Genomic DNA, 23019 nt, shown 5'->3' on the forward strand with positions numbered 1-23019 from the left:
TAATCAAAAACTTGCGGTCAGACCAGCGTAAACGGAGAGGCCCGGCGTCTGATAGTCCCTGATCCGCTCATAATCCTGATCAAGCAGGTTTTCACCGCGGACATAGAGCGTCAAATTCTCGTTGTACTGATAAGCCGCTTTTGCATTGACTAGAACGAAGTCGTCAAGCTCACCTACATCCTCAATACCAGAAACGTAGCTGCTGTTGAGGTTAAGTGAGAGCACATCCACCGGCTTGTAGGTAACACCGACATTTACATCATGCAGCGGCACGCGTTTCAGGCGCTTTTTGTCTGGTCCGACAGCCCATGTATAGGTGTAGGCACCGTTGAAGCTCAGATTGGTTAGCGCATCCCAGTTTACAGAAAGCTCTGCGCCTTGGCTGCGGGATAGGCCGTCGATTTGTTCGTACTTATAGGTAGTAGGATCGTTTAGGATTAGATCCTCAGTTAGGATTTGAAAATAGTTTACGGAAAGTCTGAGTTTATCAGCGAAGAGGTTCTGATCGATACCAACATCATAGCTTAGGCTGGTTTCTGGCTCAAAGTCCGGATTTCCAGCATAACTGTCATAAAGCTCGTAGGAGGATGGCGCTCTGAAGCCATTTCCGAGGCTTGAACGAATTCGTGTGCCCTGAGAAACCTGATAGGATATGGTACCCCGGCCGGTCAGGTAGTATCCATAGGCATTGTGATGGTCTACCCTCAGAGCACCACTTACGTTAAGCGGCGCAGTAGGATTCCAAAGCCCTTGAACGAAACCTCCAATAACTTCAATCTCTTTAGACTGACCTTTTACGTTTTCACGGCTCCAATCACCACCAAAATTCAATCGGAAGTTCTCGCTGAGATCAAAATCATTCAAAAGCTCAAGTTTGGTGCGGTTACCTTTCGCGGTGTAACCGGTATATTCGCGTGTCACATCTGAAAACTGAATGGACGCGTCAGTCGTCATACGATCATCAATCCAACTGTAGTTCGCTCCGATCTTTCCGAAGTACTGCTCGGAATCGGATTTGTTTTTTGCCGCAGGTTCGTCGGTCCCATCATATTCATTTGTAGCCTGCAGGCCACGAGCAGAAAAATAGAAGTTTAGTTCGTCGGTGAAATCGAAAGAACCTTTTGCGGACAGTGTCATATTGTCATAGCCATCGTCATCCGCCGGACGCCCTTTCGGCGCAACTGCGCTAAAACCATCGGTATGAAAGCGCTCAACATTCACTGCAATATCAGCTCGATCAGATGCAGCTTTAAAGCCATAAGATGCATTGACTGTGCCGTAACTGCCCCCTTCCAGGGTAGCATTGTGCTGCACTGTGCCGGGTTCTGCATGTTTGGTAATGATATTGACCACACCAGCAACCGCTTGGCCACCATACAGCGCGCTCTGGGAACCTTTGAGAACCTCTATGCGCTCCACATCATTGAGCAGCATGTGCTCCAAACGAGCTTCCACCTGAGGAGAACTTGGATCAGAGATGTCAATCCCATCCACCAGAACCTTGGTGTAGTAGTTATTCATCCCGCGCATGCGCAGTGAACTCACCTTACCTGCGCCACCGCTTTGCGAGAAGGAGATGCCGGGGAGTTTGGTGAGGTATTCGGAGACGAAGATGGCACCGTCGTTTTTAAGGTCTTCTTCGGTGACCACGTGTGTTGTGGAACCGACTTTGCCTGCTTCGGTTTCTGTTCTGCTGGCGATGACGATGATTTCGCCCAGCTCGGTCTCGTTTGCAGAGGGGGCTATTGTGGAGCCGAGGAGAGCTGAGAGTGCTACGCCGGATTTGAGGGTAGCTGTGAGCCAAGGTGTGTTACGCACGAATTATAGTCCACCATTCACAGCATCTATCTAAGATGCCATGCTGTTGAATGCATTGTGCGCCGTTGGGGAGCTCCTGACTTAGCCGCTTAAGGGGGAAGCCGTTTTACTGCCGTTCAGGCGCACTGTGAATGTCACTTGAACGGAATACCGCCCCTTAGCACGCCCCGCGCCTTGGGTGAGTGACTGCATCTGGCAGGTCTCCTGGCTTGCGCGTCCTTACTGGTGCTCCGCCTTCCCAACGCCGCTTTAAGCAACGGCATCAGTGGCATGTGTGGGCAACAACTCTACGCTTACAGTTGCGGGGGCAGCCACGGCTTATTCAATTGGACCGTGTTCCCTTTTCATTTTCATCGGATCGACAAAAATACCAAATGCATGGCTATTGATCAGATTTAAGGGGCTTCCGTCAACAGCCTAAGGCGGGAAGCGGGTCAGGATTTTGGGAATTTCTGATGTAACTCACAGGAATTGCAGATGAGCAACATACTACCAGATCTAGTGGCGCGGCCTTTTATGGCCGCACCTACTTGTGCCCGCTCAATCGAAGCTGCACCTAGCTTGTGAAAATGAGTGAGCAACCAACGATAACGAGGAAGGCACCAACCCATGCTCCTATGGCCGGGAACTCTTTGGTCTGCCACCAAAGAACCGGCAGCAAGATAACGGGCGTGGTTGCTGACAGCGTTGAAACGATTCCAACTTCACCTCCGCTGAGGGCAAAGAGGATCAGAGTCATGCCAACGCCCATGCCCAGCATTCCTGAGAACGCCGCCCTTGCAGCGATTTCTTTGGTGATTGGGTTTGCCAGTTTGAATGGGCGCCCAGGCAGATAAAACAACACAAGCAACCCAACGGCAGCAATGGAACAGCGCATCAGGGAGATGGCTACGGGATCTGCTCCGCTTTCCATCACCGGACGAATGATAATAGACCCGACCGACTGTGAGAGTGCAGCCAATGTCCCAAATAGAACTCCGACAGCAACAGGCCCTCTGATCTGCTCCCATCTGTGGAGCTGCGTTTTACGTTTGCCAAATGCGATGGCGAGAATAACACCTGTCAAAACACTCGCGATGCCAAGCACAGCCTGAAGCGATAGCTCCTCTGAGAGAAACAGCCAGCCGAGAAGCGCAGACATAGGGGCGTTCATAGAAAACAGAATGGCGGTGCGGCGCGGTCCCATGCGGTTGAGGGTGAGAAACAGCAGGGTGTCCCCCATGAAAATTCCGACAAACCCTGACAAGAAAATGAGGGATGCATGGTCTGAGTCAACCGTACTCCAAGTACCTGCTGCGAAGACATAGATGCCCAGAAACAGCACAACAAACAACATGCGCACGCAGTTGAAGCCGATGGCTCCCAGATGCGCAGCGGGTTTTGCAGAAATGAGGCCGCCGATGGCCCAGGTGGCAGCTGCACCGAGCGCGGCAAATTCGAATAAATACATGGGGTGGCCTATGCATGCAGACTACGGCATTGGCGTAGAAAGATTATGAAACCCGAAAAGATCTACTTCTCTTGTGTGTGCTGCGCAAGCTCAGTGTGGTGATATCTGGAACGGACCAACAGGTAATCACGCAATAATGTTTCCCGTTTCAGTCACAGATCACAACCAGCGTTAACTAAGTTTTCTTCAGGTGACCCCGCGCAACCTTGAACTTTTTACGCGCAGTCGGTAGATCTTCAACGGGAAGAATGTATTACTGCCCCTGCCTGATTTGCGTTTCGGCGCTCCTATCGGCTCATTTTATTAGGTGTTCCAATCTGGAGGTTTTCCATGAATGATATTGAAATCGCCCGCGCAGCAAATATGATTCCTATTGCGCGTGTTGCTCAAAATCTGGAGATCCCCGAGAACGCTCTTGAACCGTATGGCCGGTTTAAAGCCAAGGTCAATCTGGATGAGATGCCAGAACTGGCAAACAAGCCTAACGGGAAACTCATTCTTGTAACAGCAGTCTCCCCTACCCCGGCTGGTGAAGGTAAAACCACAACTACTGTGGGACTGGCTGATGCGCTTAACCGGATCGGCCTGAAAACCACCATCTGTTTGCGGGAACCTTCGCTCGGTCCATGCTTTGGCATGAAGGGCGGTGCTGCCGGGGGCGGTTTTGCGCAGGTGGTGCCCATGGAGGACATCAACCTTCATTTCACAGGTGATCTACATGCGATCACTTCAGCGCATAACCTGCTCTCTGCCATGATCGATAACCATATCTATTGGGGTAATGAAGAGAACATCGATCAGCGGCGCATTGTGTGGCGCCGCGTTGTTGACATCAATGATCGGTCGCTCCGGTCCATAACAACAGGGCTTGGCGGTGTGCGCAATGGCTTCCCAAGCGAATCTGGCTTTGACATAACAGTTGCTTCCGAAGTGATGGCAGTACTTTGCCTTGCGCAGGACCTGCAGGACCTTCAGGATCGTCTTGGCCGTTTGCTGATCGCTTATCGTAAAGACAAGACCCCGGTTTATTGCCGTGACCTGAAGGCTGACGGCGCAATGATCGCGCTTTTGAAAGATGCATTCCGGCCAAATCTGGTGCAGACACTGGAGAACAATCCCGCCTTTATTCATGGGGGGCCGTTCGCCAATATTGCTCATGGTTGCAACTCGGTGATTGCTACGAAGACAGCGCTACGTCTCTCCGATTATGTGGTGACGGAAGCTGGCTTTGGGGCTGACCTTGGGGCACAAAAGTTCTTTGATATCAAATGCCGCCAAGCTGGATTAACGCCAGATGCTGTTGTGGTAGTTGCAACGGTGCGAGCGCTGAAAATGCATGGCGGTGTTCCCAAGAATGCATTGAGCACAGAGAATATTGGCGCTCTGCAAAAGGGCATGAGCAATCTAAAACGGCACGTGAAGAACTGCCAGCGGTATGGTGTGCCGGTGATCGTAGCGATCAACCGCTATGGTCCTGATACAAATCAGGAAATTTCGGTGATCGTGCAAGAGATGGAAGCACTTGGCATTCAAACTGTGCCGTGCACGCACTGGGCGGATGGCTCGAAAGGTACCGAGGAACTGGCGAGTTCAGTTTCGGAGATTCTTCAGACAACCCCGTCAAACTTCAAGCCGCTTTACAATGATGATCTGGCGCTATGGAAGAAGATCCGCCGAATTTGCAAAAAGATTTATGGAGCCTCAAAAGTCACTTGCGACCAGGCGGTGAAGGATCAACTCAAATCCTACGAGGAACAGGGCTATGGACATCTGTCTGTGTGTATGGCCAAGACACCTTATTCGTTCTCGACTGATCCGTCCCTACTCGGCGCGCCGTCTGACTACAGCATACATGTACGTGCGGTTCGTCTTTCTGCCGGAGCCGGTTTTATCGTTGCACTGACTGGGGACATTATGGTGATGCCGGGCCTGCCGCGTCATCCGGCGGCAGAAACGATCGGGGTTGATACAAACGGACAGATTGAAGGCTTATTCTAGTCGACATCCGACCGATTTGGACCGCGGCGGAACCGGTCCAGGTACACCGTTGTTTGCAGATCCTCGCGGTCATAATCGCGGTAATGCCCAAACTTAAAGTATTGGGTGTTGCCGGCGAATTTATCGTTGCCGATAAAGCCGGTCACGCGAGCGATAAATCTGCCATTTGCCCAGATTTCAATTAGGCCGTGGCCTTCGCGGCTGCCCTGCACCCGGTAGCGCATATCGACCCAGTCTTCAGTTGGATTAGGCAGGACCGGGTCTTCTGACAGTTCAATCTGAATGCCCTGATACTCAGAATAGGTTTGCGGATCTGTCAGGAACGGGAACTTTGAGGTGTCCTGGGTTTCAATAGCTATCTTCAGCTCATCCAGTGTTAACCCGCTCCCCAGGAACTCATCGGAAGTGCGACTAGAATCCTCTCGGCTGCGAAAGACCTGACGGTCTAGGCTGAGCAGCTGCTGGAGCTCACGCGAGAAGCCTTGAAAGTCCTGCTGATAACTCCCTTTTGCCTGCGCGACGATCTTGCGTATGTCATTGTGCTGGACAGTTATATGGAACACGCCATTGTCGAACCGTTGCGCCAGAAATGGACTACCGCCAGTCTCCTCTTTCCACTGACCGATTACCCAGCGCGTTGACCCGGCTGGCCACACCGTACCGTCAATCTTGAAGCTGAAGGAGTACCAGACTTCATCGCCGAAGTTGCAGCGCTGTTGTCGTGCCTCCCAAAGCTCATTCTTCAGATGACCTTGTTCATCCAGCTCGTCATTCCCATAGACAGTGATTGCGAGTGCCTGCCCGCCGTCGCGCACAATCTGGTTCTCAATCTGGAAGTTCTCCGGTTTATTCATGCGATGAAGGTCCCAGTTGCGTGCACTGGGATATTCATCAAAGTTGTCAATGATTACAGAACATGCTTCCTGCTGCATTTCATCGACATGGACAGTTCCGTCTTCTTGGGGCGTGACGATCACATCAATATTATCTGAAGGTTGTTCAGGCGGGATTGCGTCTTGCGCGGCCGCCAAATACGGCACTGCCAACAAGCAACCGCCCGCAATTGCAGGGATGAACAAGCCATATTTTCTATAGGTGTCGCGCAGACCAAAACCCGGCATATGCACTCCCAAAAGCTCAGTGCTGGATCGTTAACAGTCACTCATAATCTAAAGAAAAGATATTGCCGCGTTCACAAGAGATTTCGGTGGTTTTTCGAAGGATTTTACGGAAGCGTTACAATCCTCGTGCATAGAGGATGTCTTCTGCTTCTTCCAGTGACATATCTATTATCTTTTGCGCAAGCGCGAATGGAAAACCGGCCCGTACGAGACTGCCCAGCTCTTTGTCGTGGCGTTCTTCTTTTGGTTTTGTTCGCCATGGTCCAAGGCGCCTGCGCTTGGCATACGAGACTGCGGCGCGCTGGTCATCATGCGCCTCGTCCTCGAAGGCTGTTTGGATATGTTTACCCGACACGCCCTTTGAGCTCAGCTCCATCTTGATGCGGGACCTAGATTTTCCCTTGACCGTGCCTGTTCGTATTTTGCTTTGGGCAAATCTCAGGTCATCGACGAACCTGTGATCTCGGCAGAAGGTGACCACAGGTTCAATCAAGTCATAGTACTGGTCGGGCTCTTCATCTGCTTCTCTCGCACGCCGGTCGATTTTTCGTTTCAGGACACGGCGGAGGCTATCCTCCGATGCACTGTATTTATTAAGATAGTGCAGCGCTGCCCGGCGCAGATATTCAGATGATACTTTTTTGCCCACGTAACCTCATCTCCAAAACACTAGAAATGAGCTATCACATATTGAGCGGTGGTTTAGCCCACGAATGAACGTTCAACAACAAAATCACTCGGGTTGTTGTTTGCACCCTCGGTAAATCCGCGCTGTTCCAACAACGACTTTGTATCATTAATCATATGCATTGACCCACAAATCATAGCACGGTCTTCGTTCACATTGATCGGTGGGACCCCAAGATCATCAAAGAGCTTTCCACTCTCAATCAGGTGGGTAATGCGCCCCTCCCGCTCGAAACGCTCACGGGTTACAGAGTTATAAAGATGGAGCTTACCAGCTGCGACCTCGCCAATCAGTGGGTCGCTGGAGATATCAGCGACCAACTCTTCGCCGTACCGCAGTTCTGCTATCTCACGCGTGGTGTGCGTCAGGATCACCTCATCAAATTTCTCATAGGTTTCCGGATCACGGATCAGGCTGGCAAAAGGTGCAATTCCGGTACCGGATGAGAACATGTAAAGACGCTTTGCCGGAGAAAGAGCATCAAGCACGAGCGTACCGGTGGACTTCTTCTTCAGAAGGATTTGGTCTCCTTCCCTGACCTTTTGCAGATGCTGGGTCAAAGGACCGTTGGGAACCTTGATCGAGAAGAATTCCAACTCCTCATCCCAGGATGGGCTTGCAATGGAATAGGCTCTAAACAGTGGCTTGCCGTCGATCATCAAACCGATCATCACAAACTCGCCGGAGCGGAACCTGAAGCTTGCAGGACGTGTGATTTTGAACCGGAAAAGGCGGTCAGTGAAATGGGTCACTTCCGTTACTGTTTCTACAAAGACATTTGCAGGAACTGCGCTCTCCAATTCCGCACCCTTTATGATCTGGTTCATCGTTAGCCTTGCTCCGATTAATGAGGTTGGCAAAGGCTAACCTAAGCAGAGGGCTGTGCTGAGGCACATGCAGCTAATTAACCTCGTCGGAGTGAATATTTCTTTTCCAGTTGCATTATTCCATAGAATCCTTTCTCCCTGCCCTCTTTTCAGAGCTACTGGAGCGTTGGTAGGTTATTCTGTGATGGAGGGAACGAACGGTTCAGATCGCGCCACCCATTTTATTATGGAATAATTATTTATTATGTCGATTACTTTGACAATATCGTGCGATGGCGCGCGATATGTGCCCATGACGAAACGTCAATCAGCACGCATCGTTACGATTGAATTGAGTTGAGTTGAGAACGGTTAGGCAGAGCAGCCCTAGGAGGACGTGGGCTCCAGCCCTGCATCGGAAGCCTGCTGTTCTTCTTCAAGCACCCTTACCGGGTTGCGACGATCAGTGAAGATGTCCTCGGCAAACTCGAGGTACTTATTTGCAGGCAATGGCTTGGAAAAAATATAGCCCTGTGCTGATGACACACCCAGTTCACGGAGCAATACGATTTGCTCGTACTTCTCTACCCCTTCTGCGATGATGCCCATATTCATGGTATCAGCGAGCTCAGCGATGGCATCGACGAGACGAAAGGCATTTTCTTCGTTGCCGAGCGGGTCGATAAACATCTTGTCGATCTTGACGATGTCCATACCCAGCTTCTGCAGATAGGCCAGCCCGCCGTGCCCTGTTCCCACATCATCAAGCGCGACACGTATGCCGTGGGCCTGAAGTTCTGCAATAATTTTTCTGGCTAGGTCAATATCTTCGAGGGGCTGACGTTCTGTTACCTCCATGACGATCTGGTTGAGCGCAATCGGGCTGTCTTCGTAGATATCCAACAGATCGTCGACGATGGAACGGTCATTGAAGTGACCTGCAAACAGGTTCACCGAGAGCTTGAGTTCCGGGTGTCTGGAATAGAGATCACCAAGATCTTCGATCGACTGACGCATGATCTTGCGCGACATTTCGAAGATATGGCCGGAGGTCTCAGCATAGGTCATGAACTGCCCTGGAGAGACGATCTTGCCGTTGGGAAGCTGCCACCTCATCAACATCTCACAGCCCTGTAACTCGCCCGTTACGATGTCAACAACCGGCTGGTAGTAGGGTATGAACTCGTTGTTGCAAATGGAGGCGACAAAGTCGTCCTCTGCGTCTTTTTCTGGTTTCCAAGAGAGCCAGACGCCCAGAGCAATCAGGAAGATGGCAACGCCGGAACAAGCGATCACGGCAACAATCTTGAGCTCTCCAACAAGGCCCATGATTGCATTGCGGTCGCTCCGAATGATCACGTTAATCGGATAGACGGTTGACGCAGCAAACTCTTCAACGATGTTGCTATCCGATACCTCGGTTAGGTTACTGTCATTGGCGGGGCTGACCCAGACTTGGTCGCGACCAAGGCGCACCTCAATCTCTGAGGCCTGGCGGATGTAATCAGGCCCCGGTTCGATCGCCAGAACAATAGGCGAAATGTTGGCGACAAGCCGCCAGTCATTCTCCAGCTTCCAGGAAACCAATGCGGTACGGATGCCTTGATACTCGGACCGTGACATACCAATGCCGACACGCGGTGAATTGGGCTTTAAACTAGGAAGAATGCCGCTTCCGCGAGGAACCTGAGCCGGAACATAACACATGGGAACACCGCGTTGATCGATGATACCAACGGCATTGATAATGACGTTTTCCGAAAGGGCCTGTTCGAATTCACTCTGATTTTGGCGTGAGCAAGATGTGAGACCCTTCACCTGTATCTTGCGCAGGACTTCCACCACATCCGAGATTGCTGCTTCGCTGCGCGAGATGTAGCGATCCGCAATCGCTCCCATCTCCTTGCGCGCCTGATGCATCGCAAAGTTCTCGAGGATCAGGTTACCAATAATCAACGGCAACAACGCCAATCCCAGAGCAACCACAATTGCGCGGATAAATACGAAATAATGGCGAGACACGACAACGACCTTAAGATTGCGGATTACGGCTCTCTATTTCTATGATTATGACTTACTTAAAACTGTAAAAAAGATTCAAACACGCCAAACGATCCCCAGATGCTTTTCAAAATCACGGAAAATTGCATGGATGCTCCACGTTTTCGACGGGATACTCTTAGTTTTTGCAATGAAATATACGCCCCCCTAACCCTCTGGATGCCAGTTTAAGATCCTAATGCCTCCCTTAGGGAAATCTGGAGCCGAGCAATGCGCAGTATTGAGCTACGATCCCACCGTTATTCAATTACCTTCTTTCTTGCTTTCTTCGTCACCAGTTTCCTCACACTTACTGCCTCGGCTCAGACCAACACTGACAATCCTATTGCCAGTGCCTTACTTGAGAGCTTGCAAGAGCGCGGCCTGACCTTGGTGCATGTGGGACCGGTGACGGTTAATGGTGAAGTGCTAACCATCGACGGGATAGAAGGTTACCCTACCGCAGACCAGAGAAAACGCTTCAAAATTGGTGAACTGGCACTGTCTCGGGCCACCCTGGAGAATGATGGTCGGCTCTATATTGGTGCGTTTGCAGCCACAGACTTTGAGATAGATGAGCCGGCATTCAGTTTCGTTGCCAATAAAATCGCGATCACGGACCTTTACCTGCCGAACTCCGCTAGTCAGGATGATCTGGTGGCTGCGCTTCCCGCTTCGCTCTACTCCTTTGCAGAAATTGAGGGGCTTTTGTTTCAGGACCGTCGATCAGGCCAGTCCATGCCTATCGAACGGATTACCATTGACTTTGACACGGAGAATAATGGCTTCCCAATTATCGCAAGTATTGTGGTTGAAAATATCGAGCTAAACCGCTCCATGTTTACACTGCTGCAACAACAGGTGCTTGTGGATCTGGGACTGGAGCAAGTGACGGCAGGTATTGAATTTCAGGGTGTGTGGAATGGTGATACCGGCCAGCTGACAATACCTAGCGCAGCAGTCGTGCTTCAGGATCTCTTCGGGGTTCAGACATCTCTTGAGCTGCAAGGCTTAACAGCTCCCGTTATCCAACAGTTCTCAGAGTTGGCAACCAGAGACCATATTATTGCACTGGATCTGTTGCAGAATGTAGCTATTTCCACCTTCAACCTTTCCATAATCGACGAAGGTGGTTTGGATGATCTGTTGGATCGGCAAGCACAGCAGCACGGGCAATCGCGCGGAGCATATGTCGCGCAACTGACTGCACGCATAGATGAACAGATTGCTCGCATTCCGGATCAGTCAAAGCAACTGGAGTTTTCGCAGGCAGTTATTGCTTTTTTGCAGGATCCACAGAACCTCACGCTCAGCGCAGCACCTGCATCACCAATCGGTATTGCACAAATAATTGGAGTAGCGGCATTTTCGCCTGTGTCCATCATTTCTTTGCTTGGCATTGGCCTTGAAGCAAATGTAGACTGACCGGGAACCCTTCTACCGATCATAAAAGGTCTATTTTATGCCTTTCAAAAATTCCAGGCGGCAAGGATTTTTCGCCGTTTCAAGCGCTGTATTTTGCTTATATGCAACCTCCGCACTCTCCAGCCCAGCCTCAGACCTTGTCGACAAGTACAATGACTGGTTCCTTGCAAATGGTGCAACGACTGCATCCTACGCAAGTGCGGTGGATGACGGTGCAAACACCCAGATTCTGGACCATAAAATCGAGGGTATGTTCTCCTTTTCTCTCGATAAGGATAAGCCTGAGCTCGGTGTTTATTATGCAATCACAACACCGAAGACCGTTTACCTAAATGGTTCGCGCAGCGGTGATACATTCAGCTTCGAAAGTATATCTACAGAAGGTATGCAGTTCGAAGTCGGCTTTTTCGAAACAAGCGATGCCATCCAAAGCATTCAGGATGCGCGAACATCAAGCGAAATTTTCCATTTAGACGGTGATGCCAAGGACTACATAATCGAAAGCTACAGCGAAAACTGGATGGACCTGCCGGTGGTCACTGATGGCATCACGACGGAAGAGTTCCAGCAGCTTCTAGCTGCAACAACGCGGGTGTCTTATTATCGCAGTCACATCGCGGAACTTTCCGCCAACAGCACAATACTCAATGGAGTTACCGGCGAGTACACGCTCAAAAACTTTGAGTATATGGGGGCACGGGATGGCTTCATAGAGGCCAATACGATTGAAGAATACACTTATACCACAAACATGTCCGGGTTCGTCGACGGACAGGACGTGTCCACGACTTCAGAAACGAAATATTCGGACATCGAGATTCTAGATCAAGACATTCGCCCAATTCTGGCGCTTTTGGGTGCTGGCACTGCTCCTTCCGATCTGGTCACCAGCCTTTACCGTGTTGGCAGCTTTGCAACCACAGTGAACAATGGAGCGTCAAACGACTCCGAGCCATTTGGTATTATGGAAATGACTGCAGGATCTTCTGTTACAGAAGAAGTTCGCATTTCCGGCGGTGATGCGACTAAACTTTTCGCTGCAATGGAAGGGTTTAGTTCCGCCGCTTCCGAGGCAGAAAACCTAGATAATGTCTATTCACTGCTTGATGCTCTGGGTTCATTTTCCATCGCATATTCCGATGTAAACGATATTCAGATCAAAGCATGGGATCCTATCAGTGCGCGTATGAAAGACACCAAGTCACCAAGCTTTGAAGTGAGCCTTGATCATGCCTCGACGACAGATCTGACTACAAACAGTCTTGGCCAGATCAAAGTTGAAGGCCTTTATGGTGCGGTTGAAAGTGAGGACGCGGTCTTTGACCTGGACAGTTTTGAGCTTGCCGATATCGAGTGGCCAAGCCTGCGCACAATCGTTGAAAGCGCCATGCTGGCACAAGTTGATCCTTCTGCTGCACTGGATGCGATCCCAACGATCGGGCTCATTTCCATTAGCGGGCTGAGCATGCAGTCTAAAGAGCTGGATACACCGGTCGTTTTGGACGAGCTTTCAATCGAGATGGACAACCACATTGGCCCGATCCCGACCAGACTTTCTGAAGTGATTGATGGACTGAGTTTTGACGCTGCCCTTCTCGAAGAGCCAACGGTTTTGGGTATGCTTGATCGTCTCGGGATTGAGAGGGTTCACCTCACACAGGATTTCCATATCACATGGGATGAGACCACTGAAGATCTCACTCTGGAGAAGTTCGAGTTTGATCTTGAAAACGGGCTGAGACTTCGTGCTGACATCCAGATTGGCAATATTCCGCGAGCGCTCTTTGAGCGGCCACATGAAGCGGAAGCTGTTATTGCGCTGGCAACTTTCAAAGGTGCACAGATAGAAGTCATGGACTCACCGCTTATCAGTGAAATGCTGGAGACACAGGCTGAGCAAGCTGGTGTTCCTGCCGAACTACTGGCATCGATGTTGATTGATGGCACTGTGCAGCAGGCAGGACCTCTTGCAAAAACCGAGTTTGCTCTGGAACTCGCAAAAGCTGCCAAGAGTTTTGTGGGCAACCCAACCAACATCCGGGTTACGCTTGCTCCTGAGGCTGCTGTTCCACTCCTGCAACTGGGTGGTCTGGCTGCTCTGGCACCACAGCAACTTCCGAAACTGCTCGGAGCTAGCGTGAGCTACACCGAATAAGAGCTGGTACATTTCAAAAGAAATGCCGCTGTGATAGCTATTATCACAGCGGCATTTCTTTTGTCTGTTGTTGCAACCATTACGGTTCAATTCGAACCACATCTTCTGCCTTCGCGACCGGCGTTAGTTTGCAGACTTTTCCTGCACACCCTCGCTGCTGTTGGTGAACTGAAGCTCGCACAAGTGGCGATAGTAGCCATCCATTTCATATAGCTGATTGTGCGTGCCACTTTCCAAAAGCTTGCCCTGCGATAGCACGTGGATCATGTTGGCGTCCCGGACGGTTGCAAGTCGGTGAGCGATAACCAGCGTGGTCCTGCCTTTCATCAGGCGAGCAAGAGCAGTCTGGACCTTTTTCTCTGATTCAGCATCCAAAGCAGAGGTTGCCTCGTCCAGCAGCAGAATTGGTGCATTGGAGAGCATTGCGCGCGCAATAGCAAGGCGCTGACGTTGACCGCCTGAGAGGCGTGTACCACCCTCACCTGCCCCGCTGTCGTAGCCCTTCTCCATCTTCTCGATGAATTCATGGGCGTTGGCATTCATTGCCGCTTCAATCACTTCCTCATCAGTTGCGTCAGGGCGACCAATGCGGATGTTTTCTTTGATCGTGCGATCAAACAGGAATGTATCCTGGGTTACAATCGCGATATTTTCGCGCAGGCTACGCATGTTGTACTGGCGAATATCCTGATCATCGATCAAAATCTCACCTTTATTGATTTCGTAGAACCGCTCAATCAGTGAGAAGACTGTTGATTTCCCGGCGCCAGATGCTCCGACAAGCGCAGTCACTTCACCAGCATTTGCTACCAGGCTCAGACCATTGAGAGCTTTCGCCTCACCATAATCAAACTCAACATCTTTCAGTTCAATTCGGCCTTTGGTCACTTTAATGTCCGGCTTACTTGCACTTGCGCGATTTTCTTCTGGCAAATCCAGAAGTTCATACATCAAGCGAACACCGACAAGCTGTGTGTTCAAAGTGACCTGAAAGCGGGCCAAACGCTTGATTGGTTCGTATGCGAGCAACAGGGCCGTGATAAAGGCAAAGAAGGCACCTGGATCCTGACCCAGCACGATCACGCTGTATCCGCCATATAAAATGATCAACGCAATCGCAATACCACCCAGAGTCTCCATCAAAGGTGACGTGCGTGCCGTCAGTTTGGCGATTTTGTTGGCTTGCTGCTCCACATTGGAAACAGCCTTGTCCATGGATCCATGCATGCTGCCTTCGTAATTGAAGGATTTCACAACACGGATTCCAAGAGCCATCTCTTTTACCAGAGAAAGAATAATGGTTTGGGATACAAACTGGCTTTTGGCGATTTTTTTTACACGGCGTACAAGCTTTGATACCACATATACAGCCGGTGGCATGATTGCGAGTGAAACGACCGAGAGCAGCGGATTTTGCCAAACCATGACAGTCACCAAACCGATCACTGACATGACATCGCGGCCTGCAGAGAGCACAATCAGGTCCATCACACCGCGTGCCGCGCCAGTGTTATGGCCAAAGCGGGTCGCCAGATCGCCAAATGTGGTGCGATCAAAGTAACTGACACCCAGACGGGTCACCTTCTCAAACATGTCACGCTGAAGTTTGGCGACGATTGAGTTTCCGATCCGGCTCAGCACGATGCTCTGCCCATAAGTCGCCAGACCTTTGGTCAGAAAGATGCCCATTACTGCGCCGGCAATCACATAGACCATGAAGAGATCACGATCGAAAAACACTTGATTAACTACGGTCTTCATGATTGCAGCGCTGGCGGCTCCGGCAGCAGCTGATATCACCATGAAGAAAATCGCGAGCATATATCGGTACTTGTACTTCCCAAAGTTTTCCCGGAGAAGGCGGCGAATTAGGCTGGGAGCGCCTTCTACATCGGAAAACAGTTTTTTGCTTATGGCGTTAAACACCCAAAACCCTCAGTTTTTCCAGCGATATTAAGCGTATCTGCTTAAATTGCTACCGGTAGAAGATGAAAAGGCGACCGTAGATCTACGACCGCCTTTTTATGTGATTTATAACATTATGACGCAAATCGCCATACCTGCATTTCTGCCAGCGGCTCTTAGGCGTCTGTCAGGTTCAAGCGGATATGTAGATCACGCAACTGCGCCGGGAACACGTCGCTTGGTGCACCCATCATCAGGTCCTGTGCCTGCTGGTTCATTGGGAACAGGGTTACTTCACGCAGGTTCTTTGCGCCGACCAGCAGCATCACGATGCGGTCAATACCAGCAGCCATACCGCCGTGTGGAGGTGCACCGTACTGGAATGCGCGGAACATGCCGCCGAATTTCTCTTCAAGCAGGCTCTCATCGTAACCAGCAATCTCGAAGGCTTTCTTCATAACTTCGACCTGGTGGTTACGGATCGCACCGGAGCCGATCTCAAAACCGTTACAGACGATGTCATACTGGTATGCGTTGAGTTCGAGAGGCTCAACGTTGTTGAGACCGTCCATACCACCTTCGGGCATGGAGAATGGGTTGTGACAGAAGTCAACTTTCTTGTTGTCTTCATCCCACTCATACATTGGGAAGTCCACGATCCAGCAAAGCGAGAACTGATTTTCGTCAATCAGGTTCAGCTCTTCAGCTGCGCGGGTGCGTGCCTTACCAGCAAAGTCTGCAAACTTCTTTGGATCGCCTGCCGCGAAGAACACTGCATCGCCTTCATCCAGACCCAACTGGGTGCGAACGGCTTCGGTGCGCTCTGCGCCGATGTTCTTCGCAATTGGGCCTGCACCAGCGATTGCGTCTTCTTCTTTACGGAAGAAGATGTAGCCGAGACCCGGCTGGCCTTCGCTTTGTGCCCACGAGTTCATACGGTCACAGAATGCACGAGAACCGCCCTTTGGTGCAGGAATTGCCCAAACTTGAACCTTTGGATCACTCTCGATCATGCGTGCAAAGACTTTGAAGCCGGAGCCTGCAAAGTGTCCGGTAACGTTCTGCATTTCGATTGGGTTGCGCAGATCAGGCTTATCGGAGCCGTATTTGCGGATTGCTTCTGCGTAAGGAATACGCGGGAACTCTTTGGTGACCGGCTTGCCTTCAGAGAACTCTTCAAACACACCGCGGATCACAGGCTCCATGGTGGTCAGAACGTCTTCCTGCGTCACAAAGCTCATTTCCACGTCGAGCTGGTAGAACTCGCCTGGCAGGCGATCAGCGCGTGGGTCTTCATCACGGAAGCACGGTGCGATCTGGAAGTATTTGTCGAAGCCGGACATCATCAACAGCTGCTTGAACTGCTGAGGTGCCTGCGGCAGCGCGTAGAATTTGCCCGGATGAATACGAGAAGGCACCAAGAAGTCACGTGCGCCTTCCGGAGAGGACGCAGTCAGGATTGGTGTTTGGAATTCGTTGAACTCAGCATCGTTCATGCGCTTTCGCATGGAATTGATGATCTTGGTACGGGTCATCAAGTTTGCGTGCAGCGTGTCGCGGCGCAGGTCCAGGAAGCGGTATTTCAGACGAATGTCTTCCGGGTATTCCAACTCACCGAATACTGGCAGAGGCAGTTCCTGGGAGTCGCCAAGAACTTCCATATCACGGATGAAGATCTCTACTTCACCGGTGCCGAGGTTTTCGTTGATGGTTTCGTCAGAGCGTTTTTTGACTTCACCATCGATGCGAATGCACCATTCGGAGCGTACGGTTTCAGCCAGTTTGAAGGCTTGGGAGTCCGGGTCAACAACACACTGGGTGATGCCGTAGTGGTCACGCAGGTCGATGAAGAGCAGGCCGCCGTGATCGCGTACACGGTGTACCCAGCCAGAAAGGCGAGTGGTTTCACCTACATTGTTTGCCCGCAACTCTCCGCAGGTATGGCTTCGATAACGATGCATAGCGTCCTCAGTGGTAATCTAGTGAATCATAGAATTCAGAAACTGGTTGACCCTTTCAAAAGGTCATCCGGCTGGAAAAGACATGTCAGCCTCTCAAAGTCAAGTAAGTCTGGAGCTTTGACCCTATTTCTTGAGCACATTTCCCGAGTTTCCTCTGCCTACGCGATTTTCGCAGGGCTCCAGCTGCGACCCTTTGGATCAAGAGGCGTAAAAATCGGCATATACAACTGCTTGATGAAAAAACGAGAAAGTTAGATAGGGACAAGGCGGTTCGCTTGCGCTATAGACTTTGTCACCATGAAGATGATCACAACGACAGAAGAGCTTGCGCAAGCGTGTGCGAAGCTTACTCAATCAGATTTTGTAACAGTAGATACCGAGTTTTTGCGGGAGACGACCTTCTGGCCAAAACTCTGCGTCATTCAAATTGCCAATCCAGATCACGCTGTATTGGTTGATGCGCTGGCTGAAGATCTGGATCTTGAACCTTTTTTTGCATTGATGCGCAATACGGACATCGTCAAGGTGTTCCATGCGGCGCGGCAGGACATTGAGATAATCTACCATCTGGGCGGCTTTGTGCCCTCACCGCTGTTCGACAGTCAGGTTGCGGCCATGGTTTGTGGCTTTGGGGATTCTGTTTCCTACGACCAGCTGGTTTCGAAAGTGACTGGTGAGCGGATTGACAAGTCCTCACGGTTTACAGATTGGTCCCGCCGTCCCTTGACGAACAAGCAGCTCACCTATGCACTTGCGGACGTAACACATTTGCGCGACGTTTACCTGTTCCTGAAAGAGCAGCTTGAACAGAAAGGTCGCAGCCACTGGGTTGAAGATGAGATGGCGACATTGTCCTCCATCGATACCTATCGCAGTGACCCGGACAAGGCATGGCAGCGCATGAAGCTGCGAGTTCGTAAGCCACGCGATCTGGCGGTTCTTAAGGAACTTGCGTACTGGCGCGAGAAAGAAGCGCAAAAGCGCGATATCCCTCGCAACCGCGTTATCAAGGACGATGCAATCTTTGAGGTTGCGACGCAAAAGCCGCAGACAAGCGAGGCGTTGGGCCATTTGCGCACGATTCCGCGTGGGTTTGAGCGTTCGCGTCATGCTGATGAAATTCTCAATGCGGTCAAACGGGCCATGGAAATTCCCGAGGATGATCTCCCGGCAATTCCAAAGGGTCGCGCGTCACCGGATGGTGCTTCTGCAGCAGTTGACCTGCTAAAGGTGCTCTTGAAGATGAAGAGTGAGAGCTTTGGCGTTGCACCAAAAGTTATTGCAACCGTTGATGATCTGGATAAGATTGCCTCTGATGACAATGCACAGGTGCAGGCTTTGTCCGGCTGGCGCAAGGAACTCTTTGGTGACGATGCACTCCGCTTGAAGAAGGGTGAAATCGGCCTTGCCTTTAATGGCCGGCAGGTCGTGGTTTGCGAACAAGGCCAACCTGTTGAGCGGGTTGAGAACGGGTCTCGTCGGCGTGGTGGCAACAGAAACAACAAAGCAAAAGCTTAATTGAGACTTTACATTCAAAAATTAGCGTAAGACACTGATAAATAAGAAAAGCTCCGGCAAAATTTGTCGGGGCTTTCTTATAATTATCTCGGCATTTTGTTACAGCACTCTGACTTCCGCTTCTAGATCCATAACGCGCCCGAGTTGGTTTAGGCGTTTTGTCAAACGGTCCCCTTGCATGTCCGCAAGTTCAGCGGGAAGCGCAAGCACAAGCTTGCCGTTGACCAGTGAGAGCTTGCTCTTCAGCAGGACACCGTTCATCGATGCGCTGATCAGCGCTGCAACACGTAGCGTCGCGCCCAGAAGCCGCGCCAGTTTCATGAGGCGTGGATTGCTCAGGCTGCGAATGGCAGGTGAGAGCGCCTCATCCATCAAGCCTTCGTACCGATAGAACACCGTCAGAGCGAGGTACGCCCTGCCCGCATGATCAATACCAACGAAGCCGCCGTTAGAGATGATGTTCAGCGATTGCTGTCCGCGATAGTCCGGGTGCGCGCGCCAACCAATATCAGTGAGCTGACAGGCAGCCTCGCGCAAGCGGCGTTCGCCTTCGCTCTCATCCACCCCCGCAACACGCATGGCCTGCTCACTCCACTCAACCACCTCGGCGGAGTAGGAAGGATCACGGGCACGCAAGACGCCCAGCTCATGAGCTGCCGCTATGAGCGGGTCCTGCTGCTTGCCTTCTTCATCAAGCTGATCGTAGAGGTAACCTTCACGCACACCAAGTGCAGAAAAGACGACCTGATCTGCCTGACAGTGCAGCAATGTCTGACGCATCACTGTTGCGCCGTAGGGCAGCAATGCGCGGCGAGCCTTGGAGATAACCTGAATGCTCGGCTCATTGCTCACGTCATCGCGCATAAGCTGCTCGCAGAAATCAATCATGACTTCTGCAGGCACCGTGTAGTCATGCATAACGTGCAGCGGGTAGCCTTGCTGGTACAGATGCAGGCGCCCCAGAGAGCGCCAGGTGCCGCCGATTGCGTAGAAGTTCCGATCCCGGGCTTTGCCGAGCCAGTCGGCTTTTTCCAGCTCTTCCCGCGCGATTTCATTGGCTAGCGCAAGGTCCCTATCGGAAGATTCCTGCAGGCGAATACCGCCAAGCGGGAACGTGCGGCCGTCGCCAATGCCATGTGCACTGATATCGACCAGCTCCAACGAGCCACCACCTAAATCGCCAACGAGGCCATCTGCTCTCCAGAAACCGGAAAACACGCCCATCGCGGAGAAGAAAGCTTCGTCACGGCCAGACAGAATCCGCACACTCTCACGGCAGATTTCTTCGACTCTTGTGATGAAATCTGCGCCGTTCTCGGCTTCGCGAACTGCAGCGGTTGCAAGGATATGGACTTTGATGACGCCTACATGATCACATACCCGCCTGAAACGCACCAATGCACGCAAGGCCGTGGCGACATTTTCTTCACCCAGACGTCCCGTTGCGCCTACACCGCGTCCCAGTCCTGCCAGGATCTTTTCATTGAACAACGCTGTAGGGTTACGCGCCAGTCTTTCATAAATAACAAGACGGACAGAGTTGGAGCCAATATCAATGATTGCTATTGGTCCCGGCTCTGTAAATCGTCCTCGAGGCTCATCACTCGTCGAGATTTCTGTCACTATTAGGCCGTTCTGCAAAAAGTTTAGGGCTGTCACCCTGTAGCGAGCTACCACGACCAGAAAGAGATGGGTTTGTCATAAAGAACATGTGTGCGTTGAACGGATCTTCGTCTGGTTCGGCAACAATGCGCTCATGACTACCGTCCGGAAGCAGACGCCAGCTTTGTTGATTATCTTCTAAATTTGCAACCATGATCTGATCAAGCACCTGCTTATGTACCGTCGGCGTTTTAAGAGGCACAAGGAGCTCAACCCGGCGATCAAGGTTACGCGGCATCATATCCGCAGACGAGATATAGACATGGGCTTCGTCCGAGGGCAACCCATGACCGTTACCAAAGCAGAAGATGCGGCTGTGCTCCAGAAATCTGCCCACAATTGATTTTGCACGGATATTGTCGGAAAGACCCGGCACGCCTGCGCGCAAGCAACAGATACCGCGTACGACCAGATCAATCTGCACCCCGGCCTGACTGGCGCGGTAGAGAGCATCGATGACTCCTGGGTCAACCAACGAATTCATCTTCATCCAGATCTGGCCCGGACGGCCAGCCTTGGTGTGGGCGATCTCTTCTTCGGTATGCTGGATAATCCGCTTGCGCAGGCTCATTGGAGAAACGGCCAGTCGCTCCAGCTCGCCCGGCTCAGCGTAACCAGTGATATAATTGAACACCTTAGCCGCATCACGTGCCATGACTGGCTCTGCCGTGAAGTAAGACAGATCGGTGTAAATGCGCGCTGTAATTGGGTGATAGTTACCTGTGCCGAAGTGGCAGTAGGTCTTCAGACCACCCTGTTCGCGGCGCACCACCATAGATACTTTTGCGTGGGTTTTCAGCTCAAGGAATCCAAAGACCACCTGTACGCCAGCGCGCTCCAGATCCCGCGCCCAACGGATGTTTGCTTCTTCATCAAACCGTGCTTTCAGCTCAACGAGAGCGGTAACAGATTTGCCAGCTTCCGCTGCTTCTACAAGGGCTCTTACAATCGGCGAGTTGTTGGATGTACGGTACAACGTTTGCTTGATAGCGACGACATCCGGGTCCTGAGCGGCTTGGCGGAGGAATTGGACGACGACGTCAAAGCTCTCATATGGGTGGTGGATCAGGATGTCTTTTTGTTGGATAGCTGCGAAACAATCCCCGCCGTGTTCGCGGATGCGTTCCGGATAGCGAGGGCTGTAAGGCGAGAACTTCAGGTCATCGCGTTTCACGTTCACGGCCTGAGATAAATCATTGAGCGCCAGCAGGCCATTGGCGAGGAAGGTTTCTTCTTCCGTGACTTCCAACTCATTGGCAACAAAGGCACGCAGGCTCTCCGGTGTGCTCTCATCAATTTCCATACGGATCACAGATCCGCGACGGCGGCGCTTCAGTGCGGTTTCGAAAACGCGCACCAAATCTTCCGCTTCTTCCTCGATTTCCAGATCCGAGTCACGCAGAACGCGGAACGCGCCTTTGCCGCAGACCTGATAGCCGGGGAAGAGCTTACCGATAAACAGCGAAATGATCGTTTCAATGGGAATAAAGCGCGTTGCCTTCGGCCCTGCATCGCGCGGTGTTGGCAGGACAACAAACCGGCCAATCTGGCTGGGCATGCGCAGCAATGCGGTCATACCAGCGCCGCCGTCGACCGGACGCAGGTCAAGGATCAGCGAGAACCCCAGATTGGGGATGAACGGGAATGGATGTGCCGGATCAATGGCCAGCGGGGTCAGGACCGGGAAGATATGCTGCAGGAAGTATTCTTCCAACCAGTCAGTTTCCGCCTGACTCATATTCTGTGCTTCAACGATGAAGATGCCTTCATCCGCCAATTCAGAGCGCAGCTGGCGGAAGCGTGCCTGCTGTTCACTTTGCAGTTTTCCGACTTCAACCGAGATTTTTTCAAGCTGCTCAGACGGGGTCAGGCCATCATCTGACAGGGTTGTCACATCTGCCCGCTGCTGGCCGCGCAGACCGGCAACACGGACCATGAAAAATTCATCGAGGTTGTTGGCGGAGATGGACAGGAACCGGAGCCGTTCCAAGAGCGGATGGCTCGGGTTCATGGATTCTTCCAGAACACGGCGGTTGAACTGAAGCCATGAGATCTCACGGTTAATGAAGCGCTCCGGTTTTTGCATCAAGGCAAGCCCTGCATCCACCTCATAATCTGCGGTGTCTGTGGTCTCGTCTTCCAAAGCCTTCATTTCCGTAATCTCATTCATTCCATGTACCTCCGCAGCCCGTGGACCGGGTTCGCCAGCATTCGGCGCACCTCGCTACAGATTATCTGGCGATTGCGCTGGCAAGTGTATGATTCTGGTCATTTAGACCACACATTTTTAACGGGGAACTGCACGCCAGAAGCATGCTGCGCTCACCCATCAATCCTTCAGCTCTTTCTGCACGCATATCTTCGCCCGGGAACCAATAATCGCCTCCCGAGGAGATGCTGTTTCTCGCGCATCTCTCCCAAAGATCGGAAATCAGTTTTCGAGGATACGACTATCTCCCACGTATCCTTGTC

At 51.6% G+C, this 23019-nt stretch carries 14 protein-coding genes and 1 riboswitch; of the genes, 4 read left to right on the top strand and 10 right to left on the bottom strand.

The genetic code is table 11. From position 1 onward, the window contains the following. Positions 1 to 3: 3 nt before the first annotated feature. Both IE076_RS00700 and IE076_RS00705 read right to left on the bottom strand, forming a co-directional pair. The gene (locus IE076_RS00700) at positions 4 to 1818 is read right to left on the bottom strand and encodes a TonB-dependent receptor plug domain-containing protein (RefSeq protein ID WP_189434453.1); all 1815 of its coding nucleotides are present in this window, start codon (positions 1816 to 1818) and stop codon (positions 4 to 6) included. Between the two features lie 177 nt (positions 1819 to 1995). Then, positions 1996 to 2208, bottom strand: a riboswitch (cobalamin riboswitch). Between the two features lie 166 nt (positions 2209 to 2374). Beyond that, a complete protein-coding gene (locus tag IE076_RS00705; protein WP_189434456.1) occupies positions 2375 to 3268 on the bottom strand; it encodes a DMT family transporter in 894 nt (297 codons plus the stop codon). Between the two features lie 330 nt (positions 3269 to 3598). On the opposite strand from IE076_RS00705, the gene IE076_RS00710 reads away from it, so the two are divergent. Further along, positions 3599 to 5266 carry a formate--tetrahydrofolate ligase gene (locus IE076_RS00710; protein ID WP_189434458.1) on the top strand — a complete coding sequence of 556 codons (1668 nt, stop codon included), beginning with the start codon at positions 3599 to 3601 and terminating at the stop codon, positions 5264 to 5266. On the opposite strand, the gene IE076_RS00715 is transcribed toward IE076_RS00710, so the two are convergent. The 4 genes from IE076_RS00715 to IE076_RS00730 form a co-directional block, all read right to left on the bottom strand. Continuing rightward, on the bottom strand, positions 5263 to 6387 hold the full coding sequence (locus IE076_RS00715) for a heparin lyase I family protein (RefSeq protein ID WP_189434461.1): 1125 nt from the start codon (positions 6385 to 6387) through the stop codon (positions 5263 to 5265). The genes IE076_RS00710 and IE076_RS00715 overlap by 4 nt on opposite strands. 115 nt (positions 6388 to 6502) lie before the next feature. Continuing rightward, on the bottom strand, positions 6503 to 7036 hold the full coding sequence (locus tag IE076_RS00720; RefSeq protein WP_189434464.1) for a regulatory protein RecX: 534 nt from the start codon (positions 7034 to 7036) through the stop codon (positions 6503 to 6505). Between the two features lie 53 nt (positions 7037 to 7089). Next, positions 7090 to 7902, bottom strand: coding sequence for a ferredoxin--NADP reductase (locus IE076_RS00725; protein WP_189434469.1), 813 nt, complete (start codon positions 7900 to 7902; stop codon positions 7090 to 7092). Between the two features lie 366 nt (positions 7903 to 8268). Then, complete coding sequence (locus IE076_RS00730) at positions 8269 to 9903, bottom strand: EAL domain-containing protein (protein WP_189434472.1); 1635 nt, start codon at positions 9901 to 9903, stop codon at positions 8269 to 8271. A gap of 249 nt (positions 9904 to 10152) precedes the next feature. Here IE076_RS00730 and IE076_RS00735 point away from each other — a divergent pair, with 249 nt between their 5' ends. Both IE076_RS00735 and IE076_RS00740 read left to right on the top strand, forming a co-directional pair. Beyond that, entirely contained in the window at positions 10153 to 11346 is a 1194-nt protein-coding gene (locus IE076_RS00735) for an aq_1923 C-terminal domain (protein WP_189434474.1), read from the top strand. A 37-nt stretch (positions 11347 to 11383) separates the two neighbouring features. Beyond that, positions 11384 to 13501: an aq_1923 C-terminal domain gene (locus tag IE076_RS00740; RefSeq protein ID WP_189434477.1), complete on the top strand. Its 2118-nt coding sequence runs from the start codon at positions 11384 to 11386 to the stop codon at positions 13499 to 13501. A 123-nt stretch (positions 13502 to 13624) separates the two neighbouring features. On the opposite strand, the gene IE076_RS00745 is transcribed toward IE076_RS00740, so the two are convergent. Then, a complete protein-coding gene (locus IE076_RS00745) occupies positions 13625 to 15427 on the bottom strand; it encodes an ABC transporter ATP-binding protein (RefSeq protein ID WP_189434480.1) in 1803 nt (600 codons plus the stop codon). A gap of 155 nt (positions 15428 to 15582) precedes the next feature. After that, positions 15583 to 17367, bottom strand: a complete 1785-nt coding sequence (gene aspS / locus IE076_RS00750; protein WP_189434481.1) for an aspartate--tRNA ligase — start codon at positions 17365 to 17367, stop codon at positions 15583 to 15585. Positions 17368 to 17664: 297 nt separating this feature from the next. Here aspS and rnd point away from each other — a divergent pair, with 297 nt between their 5' ends. Next, positions 17665 to 18885: a ribonuclease D gene (rnd, locus tag IE076_RS00755; RefSeq protein ID WP_189434483.1), complete on the top strand. Its 1221-nt coding sequence runs from the start codon at positions 17665 to 17667 to the stop codon at positions 18883 to 18885. 99 nt (positions 18886 to 18984) lie between these two features. Here rnd and IE076_RS00760 read toward each other — a convergent pair whose 3' ends face one another. Both IE076_RS00760 and IE076_RS00765 read right to left on the bottom strand, forming a co-directional pair. After that, positions 18985 to 20508 carry a Ppx/GppA phosphatase family protein gene (locus IE076_RS00760; protein WP_189434485.1) on the bottom strand — a complete coding sequence of 508 codons (1524 nt, stop codon included), beginning with the start codon at positions 20506 to 20508 and terminating at the stop codon, positions 18985 to 18987. After that, the gene (locus IE076_RS00765; protein WP_209008827.1) at positions 20486 to 22699 is read right to left on the bottom strand and encodes an RNA degradosome polyphosphate kinase; all 2214 of its coding nucleotides are present in this window, start codon (positions 22697 to 22699) and stop codon (positions 20486 to 20488) included. Before IE076_RS00765 ends, IE076_RS00760 begins: the two co-directional genes overlap by 23 nt. Positions 22700 to 23019: the final 320 nt, after the last annotated feature.

It is taken from the genome of Pseudovibrio japonicus, from assembly GCF_014651595.1.
Taxonomy (GTDB): domain Bacteria; phylum Pseudomonadota; class Alphaproteobacteria; order Rhizobiales; family Stappiaceae; genus Pseudovibrio; species Pseudovibrio japonicus.